Here is a 13020-nt window from a genome sequence, read left to right as displayed (position 1 = left end):
CGAAGTGATCAAAATGCTGCGAACAGCGCCGCCGCCCGACGGCGCTCAGGTCCCGTTGAACGCCTTCTCGGCCGGGCCGACCATCTTTGAGCCGCCCTGCGTGATCTCGAACACGGCGAGGCCGCGCTCGCTGATGCCGTCGGGGCGGAAGCGAAACACGCCGGTGGCGCCGAGGAAGCCGTTGCGCGACAGGAGTACGTCCTCGCGGAACGGGTTCGGGCCGGCATTGCGGACGAGGCCGGCGGCGAGGAACACGGCCTCGTAGCCGAGCACCGCCAGCGGGCTCGCTTCGCCGCCATAGGTCTGCCGGTAGCGCGCCTTGAAGCCGTCGACCTTGGCCGGGTCGACCGCCGGATACCAGGCGCCGACGAGCGCCGGGGAGGCGAGGGCGGCCGGATCGTTCCAGCGGCCGGTGCCGAGGAATTTCACCTTGCGCGGGTCGAGCCCGGCCCCCGTCATGGCCTGCACCGCCATGGCTGCATTCTGCGCCACGTCGGGCACGAAGACGGCATCGATCTGGCCGCCGAGCTTGGCGATGGTCTGCGCCTTGGCGGTCATCTCGGTGGCATCGCGATAGCGCTCGATGCCGAGAATGCGCACATTGGCCTGGGCGGCGGCCTGCCGGAAGGCGGCCTCGGTGACCGAGCCGTAGGCGTCGTCAGGCACCAGCGCGGCAAAGCTGCGCCGGTTCTGCGAGGCCGCGAAGGCGACGATGCGCTCCACGTCGGTCGAGGGCAGGAAGCCGATCAGATAGACGCCGCGACTGGCCACGCTGGTGTCGGTGGTGAAGGTGACGACCGGCACGCCCGCCTGGCGGGCCGGGCCGGCGACGCCGCGTGCGGCGACCGCATTGAGCGGGCCGATGATCAGCTGGGCGCCCTCGCCGACCGCCTGGCTGGCGGCGGCCTGGCCGCCCTCGGTCGTGCCGCCGTCGTCCTTGACGACGATCTGGATGTTCGCGCCGGGAAATTCCTGCACGGCGAGATCGGCGGCGTTCTTCAGCTGCTGGGCGAGCTGCCCGGACTGGCCGCCGGCCGTGGTCGGCAGGATCATGGCGATCTTGACGCCGCCGGCGCCGATCACCGGCGGATTGTTCGGCGGCGGTGCCGCGGTGGTCTGCTTCTCGCCGCCGAACAGGCCGGCGGTCGGACCACCGCCGCCGGTATTGCAGGCGCCGAGCGCCAGGACCGACGCGATCACGACGGCCTGCGCCAGACGCGACGATCCGGTGGGGCGGCGGGCAGCGAACGGCACGGGCGGATCTCCGGAAAGCTGACGGTTCGAACAGGTAGCAGGTCGAACAGGGTGCGGGATTGTGGCCTCAGGATGACTGCAGGTCAAAACACGGATACCGATCGATCGGCTGTGGCCCGGCCGACACGGGTCGGATAGAGCTTGTCCGATCCGGAGAGCCGACGATGCAGCAGGACGATGCCACCAGACCCCCGAGCCGCACAGCCTACCACATCGGGCCGGCGCGTTTCGAGGCGGCACGTCCCGAGCCGGCTCTCTACATCGTCTCGACCCCGATCGGCAATCTGGGCGATGTGACCGTCCGGGCACTGGAGACTTTGGCCGGCGCCGATCTGATCGCCTGCGAGGATACCCGTGTCACGCGCGTGCTGCTCGACCGCTACGGCATCCGCACGCGCATGACCGCCTATCACGAGCATAATGCCGCCGCCGAGCGCCCGCGCCTGCTGGCGCTGCTCGCGGAAGGCCGGTCGGTTGCGCTGGTCTCGGATGCCGGCACGCCCCTGCTGTCGGACCCCGGCTACAAGCTGGTCGAGGCGGCGATCGGGGAGGGGCGCAAGGTGATCCCGATCCCCGGCGCCTCGGCGCTGCTCGCCGCGATGGTCGCCTCCGGGCTGCCGAGCGATACGATCCTGTTCGCCGGCTTCCTGCCGAGCCGCACCGAGGCGCGCCGGCGCCGCATCGAGGAGCTGGCCCCCGTCAAGGCGACGCTGGTCTTCTACGAATCGCCACACCGCCTCGCCGAGACCCTCGTCGAGCTGGCCGCCGTGCTCGGCCCAAGCCGGCCCGGCGCGGTCGGCCGGGAACTGACCAAGGCCTTCGAGGAGGTCGTGCGCGGCGACCTCGCCACACTCTCGACACGGTGGACCGAACGCGACCCGCGCGGCGAGATCGTCATCGTGGTCGGACCCCCGGCCGACGAAGAGGCGAGCGCGGCCGATATCGACGGCATGCTGACCGCCGCGCTCGGCCGCCTGCCGCCCGGCAAGGCGGCGGCCGAGGTTGCCCGCCTGCTCGGCGCCGACCGCAAGGCGCTCTACGAACGCGCCCTGCAGCTGAAATCCACCGCGGACGCCGAGGAATGAAACGGCCGGCCGCCGATCCGTCGCGCGTCTTGGCCTATCGCTGGGGCCTGTCGGCGGAGACGCGCGCGGCTTGGGCTCTGCGGCTGAAGGGCTATGCCATCCTCGACCGCCGCTTCCGGGCGGCGGGCGGCGAGATCGATCTGGTCGCCCGCAAGGGCCGCACGGTCGTCTTCGTCGAGGTCAAGGCGCGCGCCACGCTCGACGCGGCCCTGGAGGCGCTCGATGATCGCACCGCCGGGCGCATCGCGGCGGCTGCCGAGATATGGATCATGCGCCGGCCTGCCCTGCAGGATTTCGACCAGCGATTCGACCTCGTTGCGGTGGTGCCGCGGCGCTGGCCGCACCACATGCCGGATGCCTTCCGGCCCGGCGCGTGACATCCTGCCGAGTGTCGCGCCGGATTGTCGGCCGCCCCGGGGGGCGGTACACGAAACAGGATCGCAGGACCGGAGTTGCCGATGCCGCTCGACGTTGCCGTACAGATGGACCACATCGCGGGCATCCGCATCCGCGGCGATTCCACCTTCGCCCTGATGCTCGAAGCCCAGGCCCGCGGGCACCGGCTCTGGCACTACACCGCCGACCGCCTGGCGATGCGCGACGGCAAGGTGTTCGCGGTGGTCGAGCCGGTGGAAGTCCGCGACCAGGAGGGCGATCACTTCACCCTCGGCGACAAGGAGCGGGTCGACCTCTCGAAATTCGACGTGGTCCACATGCGCCAGGACCCGCCCTTCGACATGCACTACGTCACCGCGACACATCTGCTCGAGCGCATCCATCCGAAGACGCTGGTGGTCAACGACCCTGCTCATGTGCGCAACGCGCCCGAAAAGGTCTTCGTGACCGAATTCCCCGATCTGATGCCGCCGACCCTGATCTCGCGCGACGCCGACGAGATCCGCGCCTTCCGGGCGGAGTATCGCGACGTGGTGATGAAGCCGCTCTACGGCAACGGCGGCGCGGCGGTGTTTCGGGTCAAGGCCGAGGACGAGAATTTCGGCTCGCTGATGGACATGTTCTCGACCACCTTCCGCGAACCCTGGGTAACCCAGCAATACCGGGCGGAGGTGCGTGACGGCGACAAGCGCATCATCCTGGTCGACGGCGAATTCGCCGGCGCCATCAATCGTGTCCCGGCGGCGGACGACCTGCGCTCCAACATGGTTCGCGGCGGCCAGGCGGTTGCGACCGACCTCACGGCGCGCGAGCGCGAAATCTGTGCGCGGCTCGGACCGGCGCTACGGGAGCGCGGCCTGATCTTCGTCGGCATCGACGTGATCGGCGGCTTTCTGACCGAGATCAACGTCACCTCGCCGACCGGCATCCGGGCGGTGAAGCGGCTTGGCGGCCCGGATATCGCCTCGATGCTCTGGGACCGGATCGAAGCGCGACGGGCAGGGCGGGCCTGAACGGGAGGGCGGCATGGCCGGGATCACGAAGTCGGTTGCGGCTGCATTCCTGCTCCTGTTGGCGGGGAGCGCCGCCGTGTCGGCGCAGGCCTACCAGTTCGCCATCGTGCCGCCGACCGGCGAAAGCCCGTTCTTTCAGGCCATCCGTGACGGATGCGGCGAGCGCGCACGCGAATTGAAGTCGATCACCTGTGTCTATGCCGCGCCCGGCGGCGCGGAGGCGCGCAGTCAGGCGCAGTTGATCCGCGATCTGGTCAAGGAGGGGATCGACGGCATCGCGGTCTCGCCCGAGACGATGCCGGACGTGACCGCCGCGATCGACGAAGCGGTGGCGGCCGGCATCCCGGTGGTGACCTTCGACGGCGACCAGCCGCGCAGCCGTCGGCAGGCCTTCATCGGCACCAATGCGAAGGATTTCGGCCGCACGCTCGGTGCCTCCGCGCGGCGCTGGAAACCGAAGGGCGGCCGCTTCCTGATCGTCACCGCCGACCCGACCCTGCCCAATCTGGCCGAGCGCATCGCCGGCGTGCGCGACGCGCTCTCGACCGGGTGGACGGAGGCGAAGACCTCGCCGCTGGTCACCGACGGCACCTTCACCGATGCCGTGCGCATGGTCGACCGCGCGCTTGCCGGCGGCAACGACATCGACCTGATCATTTCGGTCGGCGCCTGGCCGATGCTGGCCGCCGACGAGTGGCGGGCGCTGGTCGCCAAGTACAAGCAGCGCATCGATCAGGCGCAGACCGTTCTGGTCGTCGCCGATGCCCTGCCGGCCCAGAAGGCGCTGGTGCGGGAAGGATTGGGCCATGTCCTGGTCGGGCAAAGACCCGGCGACATGGGCGTCAAGGCGGTCGACCTGCTGGTCGATCTGAAGCAGGGCCGCAAGGTGCCCGAGGTGGTCTATGTCGGCTTCGACACCTTCACCCGGCTGGACCTGATCAAGGCGCCGAACTGATCACGGTGTGTTCGCATCGTACAACCGCCGACAACCCAGAGGGTGCCGTTTCCTTCGGTTGTTCGGATTTCGTTCGCCCCTGTCGCTGATTGCGGATCGACGCTGGATTGCTCGCATCTCTTGTATGGCGCCGAATTGTGGTTGCATAAGTTCCTGGAACGTTCTATGAATGGGGCGATTTCGTAGAGGGGCTTGGTGCCGATGGTTGCACATGTCGCGACGGTCTCGTTTCAAGGCATCGAGGCTGTTCCGGTCGATGTCCAGGTGCAGCTGACCAGCGGCAAGCCGACCTTCGCCATCGTCGGTCTGCCCGACAAGACCGTGGCGGAGAGTCGCGAGCGCATTCGCGCCGCCCTCTATGCGACCGGGCTCGGCCTGCCCCTGAAGCATATCACGGTCAATCTGGCACCCGCCGATCTGCCGAAGGAGGGCAGCCACTACGACCTGCCGATCGCGCTCGGCATCATGGCGGCGATCGGGGCCCTGCCGGGCGACCAACTGGCGGATTTCGTGGCGGTCGGCGAACTGGCGCTCGACGGCACGATCGCGCCGGTCGCCGGCGTTCTGCCGGCGGCGATCGGCGCCAATGCCATGGGGCGCGGACTGATCTGCCCGGCCGATTGCGGTTCGGAGGCGGCCTGGGCCAGCCCCGATATCGACATCGTCGCCGGCCGCAGCCTCGTGCAGCTCGCCAACCACTTCAAGGGCACCCAGGTGATCGCCCGGCCGGAGCCGCGCATGCGCGAGAACCCGGCGGCGATGCCCGACCTGAAGGACGTGAAGGGGCAGGAGACCGCCAAGCGGGCGCTCGAGATCGCGGCGGCCGGTTCGCACAACCTCCTGATGATCGGCCCGCCCGGGTCCGGGAAGTCGATGCTTGCCGCGCGGCTGCCCTCGATCCTGCCGCCACTCGATCCGAAGGAACTGCTCGAGGTCTCGATGATCGCCTCGATCGCCGGCGAATTGGCCGAAGGCCGGCTGTCCAATCGGCGGCCGTTCCGGGCCCCGCATCATTCGGCTTCGATGGCAGCCCTGGTCGGCGGCGGCTTCCGTGCCCGGCCGGGAGAGGTCTCGCTCGCCCATCACGGCGTCCTGTTCCTGGACGAACTGCCGGAGTTTCACCCGCAGGTGCTCGACAGCCTGCGCCAGCCGCTGGAGACCGGCAGCGTGATGATCGCGCGCGCCAACCACCGGGTCTCCTATCCGGCCCGGATGCAACTGGTTGCCGCGATGAATCCGTGCCGCTGCGGACGGGCCGGCGAGCCGGGCTTCGTCTGCCGCCGCGGCGAGCGCTGCGCGGCGGAGTACCAGGAACGGCTGTCCGGCCCGCTGCTCGACCGGGTCGATCTCCGGGTCGAGGTCGCAGCGGTTACCGCCGCCGATCTTGTCATGCCGGCACCGTCGGAGGATTCCGCCACCGTGGCCCGGCGCGTCGCCGCCGCCCGGTCGGTACAGGCCGCACGCTTCTCCGCGCTTGGACTTCCCGCCGGCACCACCAATGCCACCTGCAGCGCCTCCGTGATCGACGAGATCGCCCGGCCCGATGCGACCGGCGCGCGGCTTCTCGCCCAGGCGGCCGAGGCGCTGAAACTGTCGGCGCGCGGCTATCATCGCGTCCTGCGCGTGGCGCGGACTCTGGCCGATCTGGAGGGCGAGGAACGGGTCGGCCGGATCCATATCGCCGAGGCGATCGGCTATCGCGGCGCCGGAGAGCGATTGCTGGCGGCCTGACCGCCTGGCAGGCCTGCGGGCCGACGGGGCTGCGGGAGCCCTCGGACATGGGCGGCGCCATATCGGCCCGCACGTTGTCGGAGTGATGTCGCGGTACCGGAATGGCGGCCCGTACGGACGCGCGTCGCCGACGGACAGGCCCATGCCGCTTGCGGGTCCAACCGTCGGAGCCATTTGTGGCCGGGAGGGGCGGCGTCGGTCGACCGGGACGATTGGCGCGCCGGGACGGCAGTCGCCGGCGCGCCTCGCTGTCGTCGCGGCGCAAGGCCGACCGGGGCGGTCTTCCGGTCGGCGGTAGGCGATCTTGAGGTCGGTGCAGTGGCCGGTGCCGGGGCCGATACGAAACCGGCGGCCTGATGGCCGCCGGATACCGGGATTCGCGATCCGCGCGCGGTCAGATCTCTTCGTCGGGCTCGACCGGACCCTTGAGGCTCTTGAGCTTGGCGAAGATCTTCTCGGCGTCGAGCTCCTTCTCCTCGTCCTGCTCGGCCAGCGCCGCGGCGGACGTGGTCTGCTCGACCGAGAGCAGCACCTGCGCATTCGGATCGCCTTCCTCGCGCTTCGGCGCGCCCTTGGAGCCGCGTTCGACTTCGAGGTCGAGTTCGAGCTGGGAACACAGGCCGAGCGTGACCGGGTCCATCGGCTGCAGGTTGGCGGCGTTCCAGTGCGTCCGCTCGCGGATCTGCTGGATCGTGGTCTTGGTGGTGCCGACGAGGCGCATGATCGCCGCGTCCTTCAGCTCCGCGTGGTTGCGCAGCAGCCATAGGATGGCGTTGGGCCGATCCTGGCGGCGCGAGACCGGGGTATAGCGCGGACCGCGGCGCTTGGCCTCCGGCACCCGCACCTTCCGCTCGGCCAGCTTCAGCCGATAGCGAATGTCGCGCTGGGCGCGCTCGATCTCGTCGCGGGTCAGCTGACCGGACATGATCGGGTCGAGGCCCTTGATCCCCTGGGCGGCCTCGCCGTCGGCGATCGCCTTCACTTCGAGCGGGTGCAGCCGGCAGAAGGAAGCGATCTGCTCGAAGCTGAGCCCGGTATTCTCGACCAGCCAGACGGCGGTCGCCTTCGGCATCAGCGGCGTATTCGGCGCGTTGGACATCGGGGCGGACCCTCCTCGTGGCCTCTCCCGGTGGCCTTCGGGGGGAGGCTTGAAATCTTTCGTCGATTGACGGGATTGCCGACTATATACGCGCTGCCCCGCCATTGTGCAACGAATTGTGCTGCGGCGCGGCGCCGGTCGGCCGGAGACCTTCGGACCATCGACAGCCGTTCGCGCCGGCAGGCCGCCGGCCGGGTCCAGCCCGGCGCCCGCTGTCAGCGGAGGCGCCGATCCGGTGGCTGTCTCAGACCGTCAGCACGATCTTTCCGATATGGGCGTTCGTCTCCATGCGCGCATGGGCGGCGGCCGCCTCGGCAAGCGGGAAGGTCGAGTCCATCACGACCCGCACCGTGCCGGCCTCGATCAACGGCCAAACCTTCGCCTGCAGGGCGGTGGCGATCGCCGCCTTGAAAGGCACTTCGCGCGCCCGCAGCGTCGATCCGGTATGGACCAGCCGCTTCAGCATCAGGCGGGTGAAGTTCACCGTCGCCTTCGGCCCTTTCAGGAAGGCGATCTGCACGATCCGGCCCTCGATGGCCGCCGCCTCGTGGTTCTTCTCGATATAGTCGCCGCCGACCATGTCGAGGATCACGTCGATGCCGCGTCCGCCGGTGAAGTCTTTGGCGGCGGTGACGAAATCCTGCTCGCGATAGTCAACGGCGAGATCCGCCCCCAGATCGCGGCAGACCTGGCATTTGGCGGCCGAGCCGGCGGTCGCGATCACGGTCGCGCCGAAGGCCTTGGCGAGCTGGATCGCGGTCGTGCCGATGCCCGAGGTCCCGCCATGAACCATGAAGGTTTCGCCCGGCTTCAGGCCGGCGCGGTCGAACACGTTCGACCAGACGGTAAAGAACGTCTCCGGGATGCCGGCTGCGGCGACGGGATCGAGCCCGCCCGGCACCGGCAGCGCGTTGGTCTCGTGCACCACCGCATATTCGGCATAGCCGCCGCCGGCGACCAGGCCGACGACCTTCGCGCCGAGGCCGAAGCGGCCCGCGCCGTGACCCTGCGCCACCACCTCGCCGGCGATCTCCAGGCCCGGAATGTCGGAGGCGCCCTTCGGGGGCGGATAGCCACCCTGGCGCTGCAGGACATCAGGCCGGTTGACGCCGGCCGCCGACAGTCTGACCAGGATTTCGCCCGGTCCCGGCGCAGGCACCGGCCGCGACACCGGCATCAGCACTTCCGGCCCGCCGGGCGCCTCATAGCCGATCGCGGTCATGGATTCGGGCAGCGGCATCGAACATCTCCGAGAGGACGCGCGGGCGCTGCGCCCGCCAAGGCTCGGGACACTAGCCCAACTTCCCTCGAATCGGAATTGCTGCATCGACCCTTGGAAGCCGATCCCCAACAGGGACATCGCGACTTACCCGGTCTCCGGCCGAATTGACAGCACCGTCAATATGCTGGTGTTCCGCTCCCACGAAATGAACCGGCCCCGGCCCCTGCGATCGAGCCGTCGGCCATGACGCCGGCTCATGGCGGCCGAAGCGTCGGCGTCGCGCCTGCCCCGTCTGCACCGGCGCTTCAGACGAAGGTCCGGCCGATCTCGTACTCCGTTTCGACCACGCCGATCTCGTAGGCCACGGTCCGGCGCAAGGTGGCCGTGTAGCTCTTGCGGCCGGGCGGCCAGAGCGGGGTTCCTGCGCCGAGCAGCACCGGCATCTGGAACAGGATCAGGCGCTTGAGGAGACCCGCATCGAGGAAGGCCCGAATCGGTCCGCCGCCGCCAACGATCCAGGCGGTCTTGCGGCCGGCATGTTCGAGATCGATCAGGATCTCCTGCGGGCTGCGCCCGTCGAAAACCGCCAGACCGTCGCCGTCGACCGGTGCCCCTTTGGTCATCACCACGGTCGACTTGCCCGGATAGGGCCAGGTCCCGAAGCCGCGGCAGTCCTGATAGGTCCTGCGGCCCATCACCACCGCGTCGACCCGCCGGATGAATCCGTCATAGCCGAAATCGGTGCCGTCATAGGGCTTCAGCCAGCCGATTCCGCCGTTTCGGTCGGCGATGAAGCCGTCGATCGAATGCGCGATGTAGAGAATCACCTCGGTCATTGTGCCAGCCTACCCAACCGGACGCGGCCGCGGAACGGTGCCGGAGCGGGCAACTCGGTGTCCCGCAGGCGGCGGGAAAATCTGAGCGTCGGCTGGACCTTGCGGGTCGGCGGAGCTCTCCAGGCAAAGAAAAGCCCCGGACGGAAGCCGTCCGGGGCGAAGTGGCCGTCGCGTGCGGGTCGTCGGGAGGAGACCGACCCGCCCGGGTGGAAGACGGCTTAGTTGTAGGCGCGCTCGCCGTGGCTCGTGATGTCGAGACCCTCGCGTTCTGCGGGCTCGGAGACGCGCAGGCCGATCGTGACCTTGATCAGGAGCAACGCGACGACGGAGACCACCGCGGTCCACACCACCGAGACGCCGACGCCCCAGAGCTGGGAGGTGATCTGCGCGGCGCGGTCGTAGCCGACCACGGCGGTGGCCTCGGTCGCCAGGTAGTTGGTGACGCCGGCGCCGCCGAGGGCCGGATCGACGAAGATGCCGGTCAGGATGGCGCCGACGATGCCGCCGATGCCGTGCACGCCGAAGACGTCCAGGCTGTCGTCATACTTGAAGATCGACTTCAGCGAGGTCACCGCCCAGAAGCAGACGATGCCGGCGACGAGGCCGATCACGATCGCTCCCATCGGGCCGGCGAAGCCGGCGGCCGGGGTCACAGCGACGAGGCCGGCAACCGCGCCCGAGGCGCCGCCGAGCATCGAGGCATGGCCGCGGGTGATGCCTTCCGCGAGGCTCCAGGCGAGCGCGGCGGCGGCGGTGGCGACGATGGTGTTCAGGACCGCGAGAGCCGTCAGGCCGTTGGCCTCGAGGTTGGAACCGGCGTTGAAGCCGAACCAGCCGACCCAGAGCAGCGAAGCGCCGATCATGGTCAGGACGAGGTTGTGCGGCGCCATGTTCTCCTTGCCGAAGCCGACGCGGCGGCCGGCCATGATGGCGCAGACGAGACCCGCGACGCCGGCATTGATATGCACCACGGTGCCGCCGGCGAAGTCGATCGCGCCCTTCTGGAACAGGAAGCCGGCGGTCGCACCGAGCGCATCGCCATAGGCGGTGAGCACTTCGGCGACCTTGGCCTTGTCTTCGCCGGCCGCGGCCAGCATGTCGAGGAACTTCTTGGCGGATTCCTCACCGAGCGCGGTCTTGATGGCGTCGGCATTGGAGGCGGCGAGCGTGTAGGCGTCCGGGCCGGCCCAGAACCAGACCATGTGGGCCATCGGCAGATAGGCGAAGGTGAACCACAGGACCAGGAAGACCATCACGGCCGAGAACTTGATGCGCTCGGCGAAGGCGCCGATGATCAGGGCCGGGGTGATGGCCGCGAAGGTCAGCTGGAAGATGACGAACACGATCTCCGGCAGCACGACGCCCTTCGAGAAGGTGCCCGTGTTGGCGAAGCTCAGGCCGGCGGTCGGATCGGCGGTCAGCACGCCCGACAGGAACATCTTCGACAGACCGCCGAAATAGGGGTTCATCGCCTCGTTCGGGTTGCTCGAGAAGGCGACCGAATAGCCGTAGACGACCCACAGGATCGAGATAAGCGAGAAGCCGCACAGGACCTGCATCAGGACCGACAGGATGTTCTTGGAGCGGACCAGGCCGCCGTAGAACAGGGCCAGGCCCGGCAGCGTCATCAGGATGACCAGGATGGTCGAGATCAGCATCCAGGTCGTATCGCCCTTGTTCGGTTCGGGACCGGCCGCCGCGGCGGAGAGCGTCGTGAGAGCCAGGATGCCGAGCGCCGTGGCCGCCGTCCGGGCGGTCCGGGAGTGCCCGGAAAGCATCGTTGAGATCGACATTTTACAGGAACTCCTAAGTTCAGAGCGCTTCGACGTCGGTTTCGCCCGTGCGGATACGGACGGCCTGATCGATACCGTAGACGAATATCTTGCCGTCGCCGATCTGGCCGGTCTTCGCCGCGGACGAGATCGCAGAGACGACCTTTTCGACCTGGTCGGTGGCGACCGCAACTTCGATCTTGATCTTGGGCAGGAAGCTGACCGCGTATTCAGTGCCGCGATAGATCTCGGTGTGACCCTTCTGGCGGCCGTAGCCCTTGACCTCGGTCACGGTGAGACCCTGCACGCCGATCGCCGTGAGGGCATCGCGCACCTCGTCCAGCTTGAACGGCTTGATGATGGCCATCACGATTTTCATGAACGCTTTCCCGTTTCTCCTGTACCCGCTCGCGGGCCTGTTCGGCCCGGTCGGGCCGTCGAACGAATTCGGTGACGAGTAGCGTATTGGCGCGGCTCGGCCCCCGGTGCCCAGATGGGAATCAATCTCCGTGCCAACTCCGGGCAGCGTCGCAACATGTTGGGATCACGATAGGAATCGCGGCCACCGGGGAGTCGGCCATCCTGGTCGGCAGAGATGTGACCACAGAATAGGCAGATTGCCGGAATCCGACGGGGGTGCCGGCGCGGAGCAGGGGGCGATACTGCCTAATAATCGATCAAACATCGCCGGTGCGGTTCCGCCGACGCGGTTCGGACCTCTGCTGCAGCGCGGGATACGCCGAAAATCCGCCGCAAATCCTGCCTGATTCTAAGGCAGGTCAGCTCTGCCTCACCTGACGGATGATGCCCTCCTGGACCGCAGAGGCGACCAGGCGCCCGGTGCGATCGAACAGGGTGCCGCGGTTGAAGCCGCGGCCGGCGCCAGTCACCGGGCTGTCCTGGGCGTAGAGCAGCCAGTCGTCGATGCGAAACGGTGCATGGAACCACATGGCGTGGTCGAGGCTGGCCAGCCGCAGGTCGTGGTCGAAGACCGACCGGCCGTGTGCGAAGAGCGACGTGTCGAGCAAGGTTGTGTCAGACGCATAGGCGAGCACGGCGGCATGCACCGACGGGTCGTCGGGGAGGGGGCCGGTGGCGCGCAACCAGACAAACTGCGTCGGTTCGAGCGGCTCGCGACTGACATAATGGCGGAAGTCGACCGGGCGCATCTCGATCGGTCGCGGCCGCATCCAGTAGCGGCGGACATTCTCGGGGGCTTCGGCCAAATAGCGTTCGCGCAGTTCCGCCTCGCTCGGCAGGTCGTCCGGGCCAGGTACGTCCGGCATGGCGATCTGGTGGGCGAGGCCCGTCTCGGCCTTGTGGTAGGACGCCGCCATCGAGAAGATCGCCTCGCCCTTCTGGATGGCGAGCACCCGGCGGGTGGTGAAGCTGCCGCCGTCGCGGATGCGGTCGACCTCGTAGACGATCGGGTGCGACGGATCGCCCGGACGCAGGAAATAGGCGTGCAGCGAGTGGATCGCCCGGTCGGGGACGGTGCGCGCGGCCGCGGCGACCGCCTGGCCGATCACCTGGCCGCCGAAGATGCGCTGCCAGCCGACCTGCAGCGAACGGCCGCGGAACAGGTTGACCTCCAGCGGCTCCAGATCGAGCGAGTCCAGAAGCTGTTCCACGGCGCTTTTCATGCGGGACTCCGGTC

At 68.7% G+C, this 13020-nt stretch carries 12 protein-coding genes; 5 read left to right on the top strand and 7 right to left on the bottom strand.

The features are described 5' to 3' along the window. Positions 1 to 45: 45 nt before the first annotated feature. Positions 46 to 1254 (bottom strand): penicillin-binding protein activator, encoded by a 1209-nt coding sequence (locus KL771_RS15335; RefSeq protein ID WP_261969421.1) that lies wholly within the window; start codon positions 1252 to 1254, stop codon positions 46 to 48. Positions 1255 to 1418: 164 nt separating this feature from the next. Between KL771_RS15335 and rsmI the strand changes: the two genes are divergently transcribed. From rsmI to KL771_RS15310, 5 genes are all read left to right on the top strand, one after another. Beyond that, positions 1419 to 2339, top strand: a complete 921-nt coding sequence (gene rsmI / locus KL771_RS15330; RefSeq protein ID WP_261969420.1) for a 16S rRNA (cytidine(1402)-2'-O)-methyltransferase — start codon at positions 1419 to 1421, stop codon at positions 2337 to 2339. Continuing rightward, positions 2336 to 2716 (top strand): YraN family protein, encoded by a 381-nt coding sequence (locus KL771_RS15325; protein WP_261969419.1) that lies wholly within the window; start codon positions 2336 to 2338, stop codon positions 2714 to 2716. The genes rsmI and KL771_RS15325 overlap by 4 nt, the downstream gene beginning before the upstream one ends. 81 nt (positions 2717 to 2797) lie before the next feature. Further along, the gene (gene gshB / locus KL771_RS15320) at positions 2798 to 3748 is read left to right on the top strand and encodes a glutathione synthase (RefSeq protein ID WP_261969418.1); all 951 of its coding nucleotides are present in this window, start codon (positions 2798 to 2800) and stop codon (positions 3746 to 3748) included. Positions 3749 to 3761: 13 nt separating this feature from the next. Next, positions 3762 to 4703, top strand: a complete 942-nt coding sequence (locus KL771_RS15315) for a substrate-binding domain-containing protein (protein WP_261969417.1) — start codon at positions 3762 to 3764, stop codon at positions 4701 to 4703. A 201-nt stretch (positions 4704 to 4904) separates the two neighbouring features. Next, on the top strand, positions 4905 to 6434 hold the full coding sequence (locus KL771_RS15310) for a YifB family Mg chelatase-like AAA ATPase (RefSeq protein ID WP_261969416.1): 1530 nt from the start codon (positions 4905 to 4907) through the stop codon (positions 6432 to 6434). A gap of 394 nt (positions 6435 to 6828) precedes the next feature. Here the strand turns inward: KL771_RS15310 and KL771_RS15305 are convergent, their stop codons facing one another. The 6 genes from KL771_RS15305 to KL771_RS15280 form a co-directional block, all read right to left on the bottom strand. Beyond that, positions 6829 to 7533: a DUF1013 domain-containing protein gene (locus KL771_RS15305; protein WP_261969415.1), complete on the bottom strand. Its 705-nt coding sequence runs from the start codon at positions 7531 to 7533 to the stop codon at positions 6829 to 6831. A 244-nt stretch (positions 7534 to 7777) separates the two neighbouring features. Further along, positions 7778 to 8773 (bottom strand): NAD(P)H-quinone oxidoreductase, encoded by a 996-nt coding sequence (locus tag KL771_RS15300; RefSeq protein WP_261969414.1) that lies wholly within the window; start codon positions 8771 to 8773, stop codon positions 7778 to 7780. A gap of 287 nt (positions 8774 to 9060) precedes the next feature. Then, on the bottom strand, positions 9061 to 9591 hold the full coding sequence (locus KL771_RS15295; protein WP_261969413.1) for a dihydrofolate reductase family protein: 531 nt from the start codon (positions 9589 to 9591) through the stop codon (positions 9061 to 9063). A 218-nt stretch (positions 9592 to 9809) separates the two neighbouring features. After that, positions 9810 to 11384: an ammonium transporter gene (locus KL771_RS15290; RefSeq protein WP_261969412.1), complete on the bottom strand. Its 1575-nt coding sequence runs from the start codon at positions 11382 to 11384 to the stop codon at positions 9810 to 9812. Between the two features lie 19 nt (positions 11385 to 11403). After that, positions 11404 to 11742 carry a P-II family nitrogen regulator gene (locus KL771_RS15285; RefSeq protein ID WP_054359252.1) on the bottom strand — a complete coding sequence of 113 codons (339 nt, stop codon included), beginning with the start codon at positions 11740 to 11742 and terminating at the stop codon, positions 11404 to 11406. A gap of 400 nt (positions 11743 to 12142) precedes the next feature. Continuing rightward, positions 12143 to 13006 (bottom strand): acyl-CoA thioesterase, encoded by an 864-nt coding sequence (locus KL771_RS15280; RefSeq protein ID WP_261969411.1) that lies wholly within the window; start codon positions 13004 to 13006, stop codon positions 12143 to 12145. Positions 13007 to 13020: the final 14 nt, after the last annotated feature.

Source organism: Prosthecodimorpha staleyi, from assembly GCF_018729455.1.
GTDB classification, from domain to species: Bacteria; Pseudomonadota; Alphaproteobacteria; order Rhizobiales; family Ancalomicrobiaceae; genus Prosthecodimorpha; species Prosthecodimorpha staleyi.
This window is presented reverse-complemented; position numbering and strand designations above follow the sequence as displayed.